This is a genomic window from Haloarcula sp. CBA1129, assembly GCF_008729015.1.
Classification (GTDB): Archaea; Halobacteriota; Halobacteria; order Halobacteriales; family Haloarculaceae; genus Haloarcula.
In genome coordinates this window covers 3,116,225-3,131,088 of sequence record NZ_RKSM01000001.1, presented here as the reverse complement: position 1 = coordinate 3,131,088, position 14,864 = coordinate 3,116,225, and the positions used below count along the sequence as shown (strand labels likewise).

At 62.4% G+C, this 14,864-nt stretch carries 18 protein-coding genes and 2 tRNA genes; 16 read left to right on the top strand and 4 right to left on the bottom strand.

Annotation, left to right across the window (positions count from 1 at the left end; genetic code table 11):
* Positions 1–72: 72 nt before the first annotated feature.
* Entirely contained in the window at positions 73–249 is a 177-nt protein-coding gene (locus tag Har1129_RS20995; protein ID WP_225307831.1) for a proline racemase family protein, read from the top strand.
* Positions 250–415: 166 nt separating this feature from the next.
* Positions 416–1,252: a proline dehydrogenase family protein gene (locus Har1129_RS15825; protein WP_151101655.1), complete on the top strand. Its 837-nt coding sequence runs from the start codon at positions 416–418 to the stop codon at positions 1,250–1,252.
* A 4-nt stretch (positions 1,253–1,256) separates the two neighbouring features.
* Here Har1129_RS15825 and Har1129_RS15820 read toward each other — a convergent pair whose 3' ends face one another.
* On the bottom strand, positions 1,257–1,970 hold the full coding sequence (locus tag Har1129_RS15820) for a helix-turn-helix domain-containing protein (protein ID WP_151101653.1): 714 nt from the start codon (positions 1,968–1,970) through the stop codon (positions 1,257–1,259).
* Positions 1,971–2,158: 188 nt separating this feature from the next.
* Between Har1129_RS15820 and Har1129_RS15815 the strand changes: the two genes are divergently transcribed.
* The 8 genes from Har1129_RS15815 to Har1129_RS15785 all read left to right on the top strand — a co-directional run bounded on the left by Har1129_RS15815 (position 2,159) and on the right by Har1129_RS15785 (position 9,080).
* Complete coding sequence (locus Har1129_RS15815) at positions 2,159–3,682, top strand: aldehyde dehydrogenase family protein (RefSeq protein ID WP_151101651.1); 1,524 nt, start codon at positions 2,159–2,161, stop codon at positions 3,680–3,682.
* A complete protein-coding gene (locus Har1129_RS21235) occupies positions 3,675–3,803 on the top strand; it encodes a hypothetical protein (protein WP_255518349.1) in 129 nt (42 codons plus the stop codon). The genes Har1129_RS15815 and Har1129_RS21235 overlap by 8 nt, the downstream gene beginning before the upstream one ends.
* Before the next feature lie 122 nt (positions 3,804–3,925).
* Positions 3,926–4,213 carry a translation initiation factor eIF-1A gene (gene eif1A / locus Har1129_RS15810; protein ID WP_151101650.1) on the top strand — a complete coding sequence of 96 codons (288 nt, stop codon included), beginning with the start codon at positions 3,926–3,928 and terminating at the stop codon, positions 4,211–4,213.
* A gap of 41 nt (positions 4,214–4,254) precedes the next feature.
* Entirely contained in the window at positions 4,255–5,190 is a 936-nt protein-coding gene (gene rio1, locus Har1129_RS15805; protein WP_151101649.1) for a serine/threonine-protein kinase Rio1, read from the top strand.
* A 273-nt stretch (positions 5,191–5,463) separates the two neighbouring features.
* Positions 5,464–6,513 carry a nitrogen regulation protein NR(II) gene (locus tag Har1129_RS15800; protein ID WP_151101647.1) on the top strand — a complete coding sequence of 350 codons (1,050 nt, stop codon included), beginning with the start codon at positions 5,464–5,466 and terminating at the stop codon, positions 6,511–6,513.
* Positions 6,514–6,770: 257 nt separating this feature from the next.
* Positions 6,771–7,844: a hypothetical protein gene (locus Har1129_RS20725; RefSeq protein ID WP_191906092.1), complete on the top strand. Its 1,074-nt coding sequence runs from the start codon at positions 6,771–6,773 to the stop codon at positions 7,842–7,844.
* A 120-nt stretch (positions 7,845–7,964) separates the two neighbouring features.
* Entirely contained in the window at positions 7,965–8,513 is a 549-nt protein-coding gene (locus Har1129_RS15790) for a KH domain-containing protein (RefSeq protein ID WP_151101645.1), read from the top strand.
* A gap of 126 nt (positions 8,514–8,639) precedes the next feature.
* Positions 8,640–9,080, top strand: a complete 441-nt coding sequence (locus Har1129_RS15785; RefSeq protein ID WP_151101643.1) for an acyl-CoA thioesterase — start codon at positions 8,640–8,642, stop codon at positions 9,078–9,080.
* 169 nt (positions 9,081–9,249) lie between these two features.
* Here Har1129_RS15785 and Har1129_RS15780 read toward each other — a convergent pair.
* Together Har1129_RS15780 and Har1129_RS15775 are read right to left on the bottom strand one after the other, a co-directional pair.
* A tRNA-Thr gene (locus tag Har1129_RS15780) sits at positions 9,250–9,321 on the bottom strand.
* Between the two features lie 67 nt (positions 9,322–9,388).
* Positions 9,389–10,045 carry a hypothetical protein gene (locus Har1129_RS15775; protein ID WP_151101641.1) on the bottom strand — a complete coding sequence of 219 codons (657 nt, stop codon included), beginning with the start codon at positions 10,043–10,045 and terminating at the stop codon, positions 9,389–9,391.
* 60 nt (positions 10,046–10,105) lie between these two features.
* On the opposite strand from Har1129_RS15775, the gene Har1129_RS15770 reads away from it, so the two are divergent.
* Both Har1129_RS15770 and Har1129_RS15765 read left to right on the top strand, forming a co-directional pair.
* Positions 10,106–10,780, top strand: coding sequence for an enoyl-CoA hydratase/isomerase family protein (locus Har1129_RS15770; protein ID WP_151101640.1), 675 nt, complete (start codon positions 10,106–10,108; stop codon positions 10,778–10,780).
* Positions 10,781–10,818: 38 nt separating this feature from the next.
* Positions 10,819–11,589, top strand: a complete 771-nt coding sequence (locus tag Har1129_RS15765; protein ID WP_151101639.1) for a DUF3105 domain-containing protein — start codon at positions 10,819–10,821, stop codon at positions 11,587–11,589.
* Positions 11,590–11,612: 23 nt separating this feature from the next.
* On the opposite strand, the gene Har1129_RS15760 is transcribed toward Har1129_RS15765, so the two are convergent.
* Positions 11,613–12,446 (bottom strand): NAD+ synthase, encoded by an 834-nt coding sequence (locus tag Har1129_RS15760; protein ID WP_151101637.1) that lies wholly within the window; start codon positions 12,444–12,446, stop codon positions 11,613–11,615.
* Positions 12,447–12,618: 172 nt separating this feature from the next.
* Here Har1129_RS15760 and Har1129_RS15755 point away from each other — a divergent pair.
* From Har1129_RS15755 to Har1129_RS15740, 4 genes are all read left to right on the top strand, one after another.
* Positions 12,619–12,689 (top strand) — tRNA-Gly (locus Har1129_RS15755).
* A gap of 522 nt (positions 12,690–13,211) precedes the next feature.
* Positions 13,212–14,219: an AAA family ATPase gene (locus Har1129_RS15750; protein ID WP_151101636.1), complete on the top strand. Its 1,008-nt coding sequence runs from the start codon at positions 13,212–13,214 to the stop codon at positions 14,217–14,219.
* 194 nt (positions 14,220–14,413) lie between these two features.
* Positions 14,414–14,722: a 30S ribosomal protein S24e gene (locus tag Har1129_RS15745; RefSeq protein ID WP_004516108.1), complete on the top strand. Its 309-nt coding sequence runs from the start codon at positions 14,414–14,416 to the stop codon at positions 14,720–14,722.
* Positions 14,723–14,857 carry a 30S ribosomal protein S27ae gene (locus tag Har1129_RS15740; protein WP_004590578.1) on the top strand — a complete coding sequence of 45 codons (135 nt, stop codon included), beginning with the start codon at positions 14,723–14,725 and terminating at the stop codon, positions 14,855–14,857.
* Positions 14,858–14,864 lie beyond the last annotated feature (7 nt).

Sequence of the window (14,864 nt, the reverse complement as noted above, 5' to 3'; positions counted from 1 at the left end):
CTCAACCGCATAGGGAAAGCCGTCAATTAATACTTCTGGAACGCGTTCCCTGCATAGAGTATCGCTACGGCTATGGAACGAACGGAGTTCATCACGGTACCCTGTGGAACGGGTACGTGTGCGCGGTTGACGCTCCATCACGTCGACGGCGACCTCGCTACCGGCGAGCGTGTCGAAGTGACCGGCCCGGTCGGGTCGACATTTGGGGGTATATCACTGATACCAGCGTCGACGACGGCGTCACCGTGACTAAGCCGGTCGTCTCGGTCACAGCACATATCACGGGCGAGCACACGTTTTACCGGACCGACGACGATACGCTCGGCAGTTTCACGCCCGCTTGATTTCAGGGTTTGAAAAGTGATTTTTTTGGTAGGGGGTGCGTTTAGGCTGATATAGTGGCGTAGTTTCGATAATGATTCCGCCGATAGCGAACAACTTCGTCGCCGGGGAGACAGCACCGGGGGCGCTCGACCACGTCGCTTCGCTCAACGACGACGGCGTCAAAGGCATCCTAAATCTGTTAGGCGAACACTACGACGAGCGCCAGCCCGCCGACGAAGACGCAGACCAGTACATCGAGTTGATCAAAGAGATCGACAGGAGCGGCCTCGACTGCGCAATCTCGGTCAAGCCATCACAGATCGGCCTCGACGTTGGCGACGACGTGTTCGTCGAGAACCTCGAACGCATCGTCGCGGCGGGCGACGACCGCGGCGTCTTTGTCTGGGTCGATATGGAGGACTACACCACGACCGACGTGACTCTCGACGCGTACGAGCGACTCGTCACTGAACACGAGGGCGGCGTCGGTGTCTGTACGCAGGCGAACCTCAAGCGCACACCTGAGGACCTCGAACGGCTCGCGCCTCTGCCCGGGAAGGTCCGACTGGTCAAGGGGGCCTACTCCGAGCCAGAGAGTGTTTCCTACAAAAAGAAAGAGCGTGTCAACGACGCCTATCGGGACTGTCTCGAACTAATGTTCGAGGAGTTCGAGGGCGGCATCGGCGTCGGCAGCCACGACCCGGCGATGATAGACTACGCGAAGGACCTCCACGACGAGTACGGCACGGACTACGAGGTACAGATGCTGATGGGCGTCCGTGACGACGCACAGCGCGACCTCGCCGCCGAGGGCGTCCCGATGTGGCAGTACATCCCCTACGGTGACAAGTGGTTCTCCTACTTCTACCGGCGCGTCCGCGAGCGCAAAGAGAATGCACTGTTTGCCGTTCGGGCCGTGCTGAGTTAATCTACTAATCCGGGTCTAACAGCTTCGCTTCCGCCTTTCTGAGGTGTTCAAGCAGCGTCGTCTTCGAGACGCCGAGTTTCGACGCGAGTTCGCGCGTCGAGATACCCCGTGGCCACGCGTAGTAATCCTCCTGTCGGGCGAGTTCGAACGCCTCGCGCTGGCTGTCCGAGAGCCGGTCCATCCGCCGGAGTTGCTCTGGATTACCGCCGCCGGCGGACGTGATTCGAGTGACTTCGATGTCGGCCGATTGTTCCTCGCGAATTTCGTCGAGGAGCGACTCGGCTTCGTCACGGGAATCCGGGAAAAACACCGGCCAGTGCTCGCGACCGTGACGGACCCGAACCGGGTCGTTGTGGATGAACCCGCGTGAAAGCAGGCTGTCGCTGATGGTGTTGTCCGGGTTGTACTCGACGAACAGCTCTCGGGTCGTGTTCCCCGGTGACGAGCCCGTTCCAGTCGCGCCGTGGCGCTCGCGCAACTCCAGCACTGAGTCAGTCAACGACGAGTCACGGGTCGCATCGATGAGGTCCTCAACGTCGCTAATGCTGTCAGCATACGCCGTGAACAGTCCCTTTACGCTGCCGTTCTGTGTGTTGTACACGCCGTGAGCCAACAGGCCGGCGGCCGTCTGGTCGGTAACTTCAAGCGTCCAGCAGTCCGGGTGCCAGATGCTCAGGGTAAGCTGTAGTCCCCCGTGTTGTGATTGTGCTTCGCTCATACTGGGCGCCCTCCGTATGAAGGGGTGCTAAAGGAAGTCACGCTATGGACGCAAATAAAGGTGCGGTTCATAAGGGAAACACCGACCATGGGAGATACTTCCGGTTGTGGGTGATCTATCAGGCAATTACTGCACCCCTGACCATGGACGGTGGAACATATTGGTGGGGGACGCATACAGTACATACTATGAGTACAGACGACTCACGACGACACTACATCGACGGTGAATGGACAACAGGCACCGGCGACGAAACGTTCACAAGTCAGAACCCGGCCACCGGAGAGGCACTCGCGTCGTTCCACCGCGGGACCGAAGACGATGTCGACCGCGCACTGGCCGCGGCAGAGGACGCCTACGACGAGTGGCGCTCGCTTTCGCACATCGACCGCGCAGAGTACCTCTGGGACATCTACCACGAGCTGCGTGACCGCCACGAGGAACTCGGCGAAATCGTCACCATGGAGTGTGGCAAGGAGATCAGCGAAGGGCTGGCCGACGTCACCGAGTCCTGGCACATGGTCGAATGGGCCGCCGGCAACGCCCGCCATCCCCACGGCGACGTGGTACCCTCCGAAATCGCCAGCAAGGACGCCTACATGCGGCGCAAGCCGAAGGGCGTCGTCGGCTGTATCACCCCGTGGAACTTCCCGGTCGCCATCCCGTTCTGGCACCTCGCCGTGACGCTTGTCGAGGGCAACACCGTCGTCTGGAAGCCCGCCGAGCAGACCCCGTGGTGCGCCCACATCATCGCCGAGATGTTCGAGGATTCGGGCATCCCCGACGGTGTGTTCAACCTCGTGCAGGGCTACGGCGACGCCGGCAACGCCATCGTCGAAGACGACCGCGTCGAGACGGTCCTCTTCACGGGCAGCGCCGAAGTCGGCCACAAGATCGCCTCAAACGTCGGCGGACAGCCCGGAAAGATCGCTGCCTGCGAGATGGGCGGGAAGAACGCGGTCGTCATCACGGAGGAAGCCGACCTCGACATCGCCGTCCACTCGGCCGTGATGTCAAGCTTCAAGACGACCGGGCAGCGCTGTGTCTCCTCAGAGCGCCTCATCGTCCACGAGGACCTCTACGACGAGTTCAAGGAGCGGTTCGTCGACATCGCATCGGACATCGCCGTCGGCGACCCGCTGGAGGAAGACACCTTCATGGGGCCGCTCATCGAGAAGGACCAAGTCGAGAAATTCAAGCGGTACAACGACCTCGCTCGTGAAGAGGGCGCGAACGTGCTCGTCGACCGCGCTGACCTCGGTGCTGAAGAGATTCCGGACGGCCACGAGGAGGGCCACTGGGTCGGGCCGTTCGTCTACGAAATCGACTACGACGAGGACCTGCGCTGTATCAACGAGGAAGTGTTCGGGCCTCACGTCGCCCTGCTCGAGTACTCGGGAGACTTCGACGAGGCGCTGGAGATGCACAACAGCGTCGACTACGGCCTCGCCGGCGCAATCATCTCCGAGGACTACCGCCAGATCAACCAGTTCCGTGACGAGGCCGAAATCGGCCTCGCCTACGGGAACCTCCCGTGTATCGGCGCGGAGGTCCACCTGCCCTTCGGCGGCGTCAAGAAGTCCGGCAACGGCCTTCCGAGCGGCCGCGAAGTTATCGAGGCGGTTACCGAGCGAACCGCATGGACGCTCAACAACTCCAAGGACATCGAGATGGCACAGGGCCTGTCGGCGGACATCATCACCGATGAGTAAGTCCGTCCAGCCGCCGGAGGTCGGTTCCGTCTGCCCGCGCTGTCGCAGCGAGACGACGACAGCGAAAGGCATCGAGACCTGCACCGACTGCTCGTGGGTCGGCTGTCTCGGCGCTGACTGACGCGACGACCGCGGTTTTCTGTACGGCCCCAGCGTCTGTCCCACCCCGTATCGGGGGCCACGGACCGCGTTTGCGGTCCAACTTTTCCAAACCTTAAACCTCTCCCCGTCGAAGTACCGTCTATGAGCGACAACGACAGCAGAAAGAACCTGCGGATGCCGGAAGATGACGAGGTGTTCGCCGTCGTCATGGATATGCTTGGCGCGAATCGCGTCAAGGTACGCTGTATGGACGGCGTCGAACGCACAGCCCGGATTCCGGGCAAGATGCAAAAGCGAATCTGGATTCGCGAGGACGACGTGGTGCTGGTCGAACCGTGGGACTGGCAAGACGAGAAAGCCGACATCACGTGGCGCTACGAGAAACAGGATGCCGACCAACTACGCGAGGAGGGACACATTCAGGAGTAGCCTGATATGTATCTGGCCGCGGGCCCGACGGAGGCAAAAGCGTGACCGAGGGGCAGTTCGGCCTGCTCGACACTGACGACGTTGACTCGCCGGGCGACGAGTGGGAGGAAGTCGATGTCTCCGATACGGAAGCTGACCGCATCGCTCGCAAACGGGACCGTGAGTTCAGCGAGTTCCGCGAGCGTATCAAGGACGCCGACCAGTTTAAGGTCGAGGCCAGCGTCTTCGACGACGCCACCTACGGCGCGCTGTACAAACTCGTACAGGACGGCCACATCGACGCGTTCGGCGGGCCGATTTCGACAGGGAAAGAGGCCAACGTCTACACGGCACTGTCGGGTGACAAAGAGGTCGCTGTCAAGGTGTACCGCATCAACGCCTCCGATTTCAAGGATATGCGGAGCTATCTCGACGGCGACCCCCGCTTTGAGGGCATCGGCTCGGACAAGAAGAAGGTCGTCACCGCATGGGTTCGCAAGGAATCATCAAATCTCAAACGCGCCCGACGGGCCGGCGTCCGGACACCCGAACCCATCGCCGTCGAGCGGAACGTCCTCGTGATGGAGTATCTCGGGACCGAGGCCGGTCGCAGCAAGCGCCTCAGCGAGGTCCGCATCGAGAACCCCGAAACCGCCTACGAGGTCGTCAAGGAGTACACCCGTCGGCTGTACGACGCCGGCCTCGTCCACGGCGACCTCTCGGAGTACAACATCGTCTTCCACGAGGGCCAGCTGTACATCATCGACCTCGGCCAGGCGGTGACTATCCACCACCCCAACGCCGACGACTTCCTGGAACGGGACTGCCGCAACGTCGCGAACTTCTTCGCCAGACAGGGCGTCGACGCCACGCCCGAGGCCTTGCTCGCGTACGTCCGGGAGTACGCGACGCCGAAGGACAAGGACGACACCGCGCCGGGAAGCGACGACGACGCCGTCCCGCAGGGGACGCCGGCCGACCGCCGCGACGAGGAGTAAGCACCCGCGTTCTGTTCGGACCCGGGATTACTGAACTGGGAATATATTGTCGCCGCGATAGGTAGATGCTTGTCGTTTGAAACCATGCGCAAGAAGCTCCAGAAGTAAATCGCTGTACTGCGGCTTTGTTATCCGATTCATCACAACTCTTTTCGCTGTGAAAACCACAGTGCGTAATGTATTAGATTGTATATATGTAAGTATGAGTGAACGGTCACAGTGGCCCCTGTCCCGTTGGAAGTTTCACTGGCCGATCTCAGGCAGGTACGGCTGATGGATCCCACACCACCGGACAACAGTTCAGACGAGGAGACAGCGGGGAGCGACGACTCAGTTTCTGATCGGCTTATCGAGGGGTTATCATCGCACGCTGTGTTCATGCTTGACACTGATGGCACCGTCACGAACTGGCCCGACCCGGCAGCGGCGCTGTACGGCTACGAACGCGACGCGACGGTCGGCCATCACGTCGAGATGCTGTTCGCCGACCCCGAAGAAATGGAAACGACCGTCGAGTCGCTGCTAGTGGAGGCAGCGAACGGTCCCGTCGAGACACAGCACTGGCATCGACAGGCCGACGGATCGGTGTTCTGGGCAACCCTCTCGCTCTCGCCGCTCGGGGACGGAGACCCGGAAGGGTTCGTCGTAGTCAGCCAAGACACGACCGAGAAACACCAGTACGACAAGATGCTCGAACGCCAGAACGACCGGCTCAAGGAATTCACCGATGTCCTCGCCCATGACCTGAAGAGTCCACTCAGCGTCATCTCTTCACGGGTGGCCCTGGCCCGCGAAACCGGTGACGAGGAACACCTCGACGCGCTCGAAGCGACAAGTGACAGAATGGCTCGCCTCGTCGACGACCTCCTCTCGGTCGCCAAACAGGGAAACGTCGTCACCGACCCGGAAACGACGAACGTCAAGGACGTTGTCGACACCGCTTGGGAAGGGGCCGCCGGAACCACCGAGCGAGCCACGCTCCACTACGACACTATCGGCTCGGTGAGCGCCGACGCCGACCGCCTCATCGAACTGTTCGAGAACCTCTTTCAGAACAGCATCCGACACGGCGACGGTGCTGTTATCGTCCGCGTCGGCCCGCTTGACGACGGCTTCTACGTCGAGGACGACGGGCCGGGAGTTCCAGCCGACATCAAAGACGACGTATTCGACCACGGCTTCACGACCGCCGAAGAGGGCAGCGGCTACGGACTCTCGATTGTCCGGACCATCGCGGGCGCACACGGCTGGGATATCGTCGTTACCGACAGCGACACCGGCGGCGCTCGCTTCGAAATTACTGGTGTTGAGTTTCTGGACTGACAGCAAGGTCTCTGGGACGCGTTTCCGACACAGCCCTGACCGTTCACCGTCGGCGGGTGGCGAATGGAAACCACCGCTCGTGATAGCCACCACCGTTGGACTGTCCCACAGAAGCAGAACAGCAATAAGCGACGGCCCGGTGACAACCACCAACGAGAGCCTATCACTGCGAATCAATCGCCCGCTATCCACCGATGGGACGCCCTCCAACCCCCACGACCAGACAGCTAGTACCGCTCGTTGCCCTACTTGGCGTGATGGTACTGGTCGCATACCCGGGCTTTGCTGCTGCCGCAGGAAGCTCGACGGCCGATGGACACCAGCCATCGACGACGACGCACGGCCACACCGTCACAACCGAGTCGGCGACCCCACAGACAGAGTGCTCGGTGCAAGACGAGCGCCCGGAGACACCGGCCACTGACTCCTCATACCACTACGTCGATGGACTTGGGACCGCGTCGACGACCAACTGGACTGCCGGCGAAATCCTCCGTATCGGCGCGGACGGAGACTGTTCGCTCGGTGTCCGTGACAACGCCACCGCGACGCTTACCGCCACAACAGTCAACGCCAGTCAGGGCACTGTGACCGGTGTCGTTGACGTGGGTCGTGGCGGGGCGCTACGAGTCGTTGAGCGCGCCGACGGGAACGCCACGGCTTCAGTGTCCATCCAGAATGTCGGTCGGGAGAATAGCGACCGCGTCGACATCGTCGCGACGGACGAACGCGGAACAGTGGCGTCAGAGCGCATCACAGCTCCCACTGGTCGGTTCTTCGCCGTCGAGATCCGATGGTATCCAAACGGGACCGCACAGGTCGCGCTGTGGGATACTGACCAGCAGCGCCGGGACCGCGTGACCAGAACGGTTTCGACCAGCACTGCAAACACCGCTTGGCAGGTCCAGCTCGATGGCCGAGCATATCTCGACGAAATCGCAGTTGGGACCCACGACACTGCGACGACCGACACCAAGGACAGCGAGCAGTCATCGGAGTCACCCGCCCAGACCACAGTCGCAGTGGATCAGAATGACGAGACAGGGACACCGGACACGGTCAGTTTCAATCCCGGGCCCGAGGACAGACAGCCCGAGGAATCTCAGTCCGGCCTCCTGTTCGGCCCGCTCACAGCGATCGGTGGCGCGCTCATGTACCGGTATGCGTACGGAGTCACGAAATTCAGCGAACAACTGGACGCCATCGGGAGCACGACCCGTTCCAGTGCGGTCGAACCAGCCGACTGGAACGTTATGCTCACGAAACTAGCGGGTGCGGCCGGTGGTGTCTTCGGCCTCATCTGGTTTCTTTCCGCCGTCTTGCGTGTCTGACCGGCCCCGTCGCACTATGTAACAGACAACTGACCGCCAGCCGACGGGTGGCACTCGGCACCAACCAGCCCAGACGCCGAAGTTTTAAACAGGCAGACCCTCCTAAAAGGAGGTATACTTATGCAACACGTGAAGATTCCGCAGGACCGTATCGGTGTGCTGATCGGTGAGGGCGGTGAGACCATGCGCGAGATCGAGGAGCGCGCAGAGGTCCGACTGGATATCGATTCCGAGGACGGCACGGTGAAAGTCGAGTCCGTCGGCGACCCCGTAACGGGGTTGAAAGGCCCCGACATCGTCAAGGCCATTGGCCGCGGGTTCTCGCCCGACGACGCGCTGGCGCTACTGGAGGACGACATGATGATGTTCGAACTCATCGACATCGAGGCCGCCTCCCGCAACAAGAACGACTTCCGCCGCCAGAAAGGACGGCTCATCGGCGAGGGCGGTCGAACGCGGGAACTCATGCAGGAACTCTCCGGGGCGGCCGTCGTCATCTACGGGTCGACGCTCGGTATCATCGGCGGCCCAGAGCAGGTCGACGCCGTTCGAGAAGCCGCCGAGATGATTCTGGACGGTGCACCGCATGGCTCCGTCTACTCGTTCCTCGAACGCAAACACAACGAGATGAAGCACAAAGGCCTCGAATACCACCAGTTCACCGGGTAGCTCCGGCAAGTCGGCTGTTTGACTGGCAATTATGGGTCACGGCGACAGTATAAGTGTGCACCGTCGCCGGTGACTCCCGTCAGCGGCGCACCACACCGTTTTCCCGGACACGCTCTATGAGACGGTATGCCGACTATCGCCGATACGCACATCATCAACCGCGAGCGCGTCCAGCCGACCCACGCCAACAACTACCAGAGCGCCCACGGGGGTATCGTCATGAAATGGATGGACGAAATCGGAGCGATGTCGGCCATGCGGGCCGCCAGAGAATCCTGTGTGACCGCGCAGATGTCCCGCGTGGACTTCGAGCGACCGATTCCTATCGGCGACACTGCGCTTATTGACTCCTATGCCTACGCGACGGGTCGGACCAGCGTCCGGGTCCGCATCGAAGTCGCGCGAGAGGACCCACAGACGGGGGAGACCGAGGAGACGACGAGTGCCTACGCTACCTTCGTCGCCGTCGACGACGGCAAACCGACACCTGTGCCCGAACTGACTGCCGAGAGTGAGGAGTGCAAACAGTTGCGTGAGACGGCGCTCGCCGAGGAACCGGACCGATAGCGGTCGCTCGACGGGGAAACATCGTCGCAGTGCAGTCGAGCAAATTCGAGGCCGGAAGTTGAGCCCCTCGGAGACGAGCGAAGCGAGTCTTCCGCCGGTTCGAATACCGCATCCGGCTTTCGCGCACGACAGCGCTATCGCTGTCACTCCGCGTCAGTAACGTGGAGAAAGCCTAGGCCGGAATTTGAATCCGGGGTCTCGTCCTTACCAAGGACGCGCTTTACCGCTAAGCTACCCAGGCACGCATCAATGTGTATCCGGCAATTGTCTAAAGTCGTTTCGATTCAGGGCCGGTGTGTCGACTAGTATCAGTGGTCGGCGGCGGCCTCGGTCCCGTCCCCGGACGGCTGTTCTGCTCCCGCGCGGGCCCGAAGGGCGTCAGCGACATCTTCATCGAGCAATTCGGCGTTCGGCGGGAGGCCGTCGGTGGCCAGCTCAGTCGCGTACTCGCGAAGCGTCGGCGTCGGTCGGATGCCGGCAGCGGTGACGCCGGCGACCACGGCGAGTTCTAGAATATCGGTTTCGAGCGCAGTGTCGGGGCTCTCGTCACCGGTCGTCTGCCGGACGGTCTGGTCGTGGCCGAACGAACGGACGACGGAGACGGCGGCGTCGGCGGCCTCTGTCCTAGCGAGCAGGTAGAAGCCACGCGAGACGAGGATGTCAGCGATGAGGATGTCGAGGTCGGCCGTGTCGCGGTCGCCGTTGACCCACGGGTCGTCACGGGCCAACTGACGAGTGAGCGAGAGCCCCTCGTAGATGAGTTGGACGCCGGCGGCGCGGTCAGCGACGCCGTCGGCCAGATCGACCGGCGGGTCGCTGGTTGCACCCGCGCTGACGAGCGTCAGGACGCCGGGCGCCAGCGACGCGTCGTCGAGGCGAGCATCGATCCGCCCGTGAAGCCGGTCAGGCCCGACATCGTCGACTGCCGCCAACGCCGCTCGGCGAACTGCCGCCACTTCCTCCATTATGAGGGTCTAGCGACGGGAAGGGCAAAGACCTTTGGAAACCACAGAGTCACAGCAAGCATGGTACAGACCACGAGCCGCGATGGTATCCGGACCCTGACGCTCGACCGGCCCGACCAGCGCAATGCGCTCACCAGCGCGGCGCTGCGTGACCTCGAAGCGGCGGTCGAGGCCGCGACCGAGCAAGTGCTGTATCTCCGCGGCGCTGGCGAGGCGTTCTGTGCCGGTGCGGACTTAGACGAGGTGAAAGCGCTCGATTCAGAGAGCGCCGAGGCGTTCGCGGCGCTGGGCCAGCGGGTCGCTCAGACGCTCGAATCTTACGATGGAGCGGTCGTCGCCGGTATCGACGGCGCGGCGCGGGGCGGCGGTGTCGAACTGGCGCTGGCCTGCGACATTCGGGTGGCGACCCCCGACGCGACCTTGGCTGAAACCGGGGTCAAACTCGGCCTGTTCGGCGCGTGGGGCGGGACAGCGCGGCTCCCCGATATCGTCGGGACCGGCGAGGCACTGGATATTGCGCTTTCGGGCCGAACGCTGGACGCCGAGACGGCGCTTCGGATGGGCTTAGTCTCGCGGATTACCACGGAACCACGGGCTGTCGCCGAAGAACTAGCCGGTGTTGACGCGGACGCGCTTCGAGTCCTGAAAGAACGGATGCGAGACGACGCCGACAGGGAAACACAGGAGCGCCGCGAGCAGCTGGCCTTCGCCGACCTCAACGCGAAGACCGAGTAGGGAAGGGTACAAGCCGACTCCTCGCGTACGGGCCCCTAATGGTCGACTGTGAGTACTGCGCGGAATCGTTCGACGGCGACGACGCCTATCTCGACCACCTCGCCGACGCCCACGACGGCGAACTAGGTGCAATTGACCGTCGGCGCGTCAAGGAACACACCGGAGGGGAGGCCAGCAACTCTCTCCCGGTCGGAGCGATCGTCATCGGCATCGTCGTCGTGTTCGCTATCGGGCTCACAGCGTACGTGACCCAGTTGAGTGGCGACGGCGGTGGCAGCGACGCGGACCTCGTCGGGACGGCGGGCGCACAGCCGCTTTCCGCAGTCGAGGCTTCCGGGGTCGAAGCATCGTCACTGGACGACACCGGCGACAGCGACCGACTGGCCGACGTCGAGCAGTTCCCGGACCGGGGGAACAACCACGTCGAACAGGGCAGTGCCATCGACTACCAGCGCGTCCCGCCACTCTCCGGGACACACTACGCGGAAACGGCGGATGCGGGCTTCTACGAGGCGACGCCGTTGCTCGGTTCGCTCGTCCACACGCTCGAACACGGCGCGGTCATCGTCTACTACGATCCCGCGGAGATCTCGCCTGAAGCCAGACAGAGCCTTCGGGAATTTTCAAGCGTCCACACTGGAACGTGGCGAAGCGTCGTCGCCGTCCCGAACCCCAACGACGACCCGCGGGCGACGTACGTTGTGACTGGATGGCAACACGAGCTAACGATGGACAACTACGACGCAGAGACCGTCCACGCGTTCCTTTCGGAGTATCTGGGTCGCGGCCCGGAGAATCCGGTCCGCTAACGGCTAAAGTGTGAGAGCAGCACTCAGTACAGCGGGTCCGGCCCCGGCGGCATCGCCCGCTTGTGGGCGCTCGATTCGTACATCTCGCGGACAGTCTCGACGACATCGAGCGGGACACCGAGCCGCTCCGCTGTTGCAGCCGCGGGGACGCCGCCGTCAATATGCAGGGCAAGGATAGAGTCGAGCGTATCGTAGTCCATCCCCATTTCGTCGGCATCAGTCTGACCGGCCCACATCTCGGCGCTAGCGGTCTTTTCGGCGAGATCATCGGGGACGCCGATGTGTTTCGCCAGCTGCCGGACCTGCTGTTTGTACAGCGGTGCGATAGGATGGCAGTCGACTGCGCCGTCGCCATACTTCGTGTAGTAGCCGACCAGCGCCTCGCTGCGGTTGCCGGTGCCCAGTACCAGCGCCTGCTCGTGGTTGCCGACCAGATAGTTCAGTACCGCTCGGCAGCGAACCCGGAGATTACCGACGGCGAGCTGGTCACCCTCGGCGTCGGGATAGGCGTCGAGGAATGCGTCGACCAGCGGATTGATTTCGATAACGTCGTACTCGATGCCGAGCAGGTCGTTAGCCACCCGTTCGGCGTCGCTCATGTTGTCCACGCGGTTGACCTCGCTGGGCATCACAAGCCCGTGAACGGCGTCACGGCCAAGCGCTTCGACAGCCAGATGCGAGACGAGCGTACTGTCGATACCACCAGAGAGTCCCAGCACCACTGTATCGACACCGGCGGCGTCGACCTGCTCCTCGATGAACGATGTGATATGGTCGCGGTGGGCGTCTAGTTCAGCCTCAGAGAACGACAGGTCAAGCGGGTCGTCCGCACGGACAATGGATTCGGCCGTTGCCATGTCTATTGGTTGGACGGACGGAACTAATACCCATCTATCGGCGTGATATTTTCGGACACGTGTCCAGTCAAAACGCTACGTTCAAGTGCGGTCGCTGTTGACAGTTTGGTACGAAGTGCGCCGGTGGTGAGCGATTCCGCGGGAATCGCGAGCCTCGGCGCGAGTGCAACGAGCGCCGGTGGTCCAGTGGTAGGACATTGCCTTCCCAAGGCAATAGCCCGGGTTCAATTCCCGGCCGGCGCACTCCCTTTTGTCGTTTGCCGCCCGATGTTCGCAAACGCTCCGCGTTTGCTCACTCCCGGCCGGCGCATTTTGCTGCGACTGCATCGTAAGCCCCAGTACCGCCGGAAATCAGCATACACGGGCGGTATACAATTTCAACTCCGCCGGCCATAGCGACATGATTCTAGGTACGTAGAGTGAATGGTTATGTAGCATGAATGTGTAGTATGGTAACGTATGCCGCGACCATCCACTCGGCCCCACAATCCCCTTCGGGAATGTAAGGAATGCCATGAGCCGGTGATCAAAACAGCCGACGAGGAGTTCGAGTGCGTGGAGTGCGGCTGGCAGCCGGATGCAAAGCGCATAGACTCGTAACCGGCTGAATCGGGACACACCCCGTCTCAATAGCCCTTCGCAGTCCGATAGCTGCGGCAGTCACCGACCCATACGATTGCGCTATTGTGACGAGGACTCTTCGAGTGCTGCGAACCCTCGGACCGCGGGATACTTGTCGGGGCCGGCCATACGCAGTGCCAACAGATGGACGCGCCGCTGTGGACGGAGACACACGCCCCGGAGTTGTCGGAAATCCGCCAGCCGAAGGCCCGTGAACACCTGCAGGGAGCCATCGAGGAGCCGATGAATCTGCTGGTCCACGGGCCGAAAGGGAGCGGAAAGACGGCCGCTGTCCGGGCCTTTGCACGGGAGGTCCACGAGAACCCCGACGCGGACTTCACGGAACTCAACATGGCCGACGTGTTCGGCATGACGAAAAAGGAAGTCGCCAACGACCCGCGGTTCGCGTCGTTCATCGACAGCAAGCGACGCCGTGAGTCCTCGAAGGCCGACCTCATCAACCACGTCCTCAAAGAGTCCGCCAGCTACTCACCGGTGTCGGGCAGCTACAAGACCATCCTGCTTGACAACGCCGAGGGGATGCGCGAGGACTTCCAGCAGGCACTGCGTCGGGTGATGGAGCAGTACTACGAGGCGACACAGTTCGTCATCGCGACGCGCCAGCCCTCGGCGGTTATCCCGCCGATCCGCTCGCGGTGTTTCCCGGTCGTGATGCGCGAGCCGACCCACGAGGAGACGGCGTCGGTACTGGAGGACATCGTCACTGCGGAGGGCGTCGACCACGACGATGACGGCATCGAGTACGTCGCCGGCTACGCAGAGGGGGACCTGCGGACAGCGGTGCTGGCCGCCCAGACGACTGCCGAAGCCGAGGGGGAGGTGACGATGGACGCGGCTTTCGAGACTCTGAACGCCGTCGAAGCCGACGACCAAGTCGAGCAGATGGTCGAGGCGGCCGAAGACGGGCGGTTTACCGACGCACGGTCAACGCTGGACGACCTGCTCGTCGACGAGGGGTACGGTGCGTCCGACATCCTCGACGACGTGTTGGAAGTGGCCCGGTCGCGCTACTCCGGGGACCAACTGGCCGAGATCCACCAACTGGCCGGCGAGACGGATATGGCGCTCGTCGACGCGGCGAACGAGCGAATCCACCTCTCGCACCTCCTCGCACAGCTGGGCGAGCGGTAAGCGGGGGTTGCCGTCCGCTGTTGCTCTGGAAACGCTGTACCGGACATAGCTAGCCGCTACAGCACGTTCCCGTCCCTTGTCGAATCACGGTACGGCGCGGTGACACGGAATCGGAGGCGCTCAGCCGTCGAGGCGGCGTCAACCGCTTCGAAATCCTTTTACGCGCTTCGGCGGGTAGATACGGACAACGAACCATGGATATCGACATCATCGAAGAAGACGAGAATCCCATGTTGCACCGCACGGACGTCCGGTTCGAGGTCGTCCACGACGAAGCCACCCCCTCCCGTCTCTCTGTCCGCGACTCTCTTGCGGCCACGCTGAACAAGGATGCCGAGGAAGTCGTCATCCACAAGCTCGACACCAAGTTCGGCATGCGGAAGACGGTCGGCTACGCGAAGGTCTACGACAACCCCGAGTACGCCCGCGACGTCGAGCAGGATCACATGCTCGAACGCAACAAGATCGTCGCCGACGGCGAAGAGGAAGCGGAGGAAGCATAGATGCCACACAACGAGTACTACAGCGACGACGGCGAGCTCGACCGTGAAACCTGCCCCCGGTGCGGCGACACCGTCCTCGCCGAGCACGAGGACCGCCAGCACTGCGGCAAGTGCGGCTACACCGAGTGGAAGTAAGGCCACC

Coding starts and splice junctions, on each gene's coding strand:
- Har1129_RS20995 (WP_225307831.1), top strand. CDS start 73: ATGGAACGAACGGAGTTCATCACGGTACCCTGTGGAACGGGTACGTGT.
- Har1129_RS15825 (WP_151101655.1), top strand. CDS start 416: ATGATTCCGCCGATAGCGAACAACTTCGTCGCCGGGGAGACAGCACCG.
- Har1129_RS15820 (WP_151101653.1), bottom strand. CDS start 1,970: ATGAGCGAAGCACAATCACAACACGGGGGACTACAGCTTACCCTGAGC.
- Har1129_RS15815 (WP_151101651.1), top strand. CDS start 2,159: ATGAGTACAGACGACTCACGACGACACTACATCGACGGTGAATGGACA.
- Har1129_RS21235 (WP_255518349.1), top strand. CDS start 3,675: ATGAGTAAGTCCGTCCAGCCGCCGGAGGTCGGTTCCGTCTGCCCGCGC.
- eif1A (WP_151101650.1), top strand. CDS start 3,926: ATGAGCGACAACGACAGCAGAAAGAACCTGCGGATGCCGGAAGATGAC.
- Har1129_RS15800 (WP_151101647.1), top strand. CDS start 5,464: ATGGATCCCACACCACCGGACAACAGTTCAGACGAGGAGACAGCGGGG.
- Har1129_RS20725 (WP_191906092.1), top strand. CDS start 6,771: ATGGTACTGGTCGCATACCCGGGCTTTGCTGCTGCCGCAGGAAGCTCG.
- Har1129_RS15790 (WP_151101645.1), top strand. CDS start 7,965: ATGCAACACGTGAAGATTCCGCAGGACCGTATCGGTGTGCTGATCGGT.
- Har1129_RS15785 (WP_151101643.1), top strand. CDS start 8,640: ATGCCGACTATCGCCGATACGCACATCATCAACCGCGAGCGCGTCCAG.
- Har1129_RS15775 (WP_151101641.1), bottom strand. CDS start 10,045: ATGGAGGAAGTGGCGGCAGTTCGCCGAGCGGCGTTGGCGGCAGTCGAC.
- Har1129_RS15770 (WP_151101640.1), top strand. CDS start 10,106: ATGGTACAGACCACGAGCCGCGATGGTATCCGGACCCTGACGCTCGAC.
- Har1129_RS15765 (WP_151101639.1), top strand. CDS start 10,819: ATGGTCGACTGTGAGTACTGCGCGGAATCGTTCGACGGCGACGACGCC.
- Har1129_RS15760 (WP_151101637.1), bottom strand. CDS start 12,446: ATGGCAACGGCCGAATCCATTGTCCGTGCGGACGACCCGCTTGACCTG.
- Har1129_RS15750 (WP_151101636.1), top strand. CDS start 13,212: ATGGACGCGCCGCTGTGGACGGAGACACACGCCCCGGAGTTGTCGGAA.
- Har1129_RS15745 (WP_004516108.1), top strand. CDS start 14,414: ATGGATATCGACATCATCGAAGAAGACGAGAATCCCATGTTGCACCGC.
- Har1129_RS15740 (WP_004590578.1), top strand. CDS start 14,723: ATGCCACACAACGAGTACTACAGCGACGACGGCGAGCTCGACCGTGAA.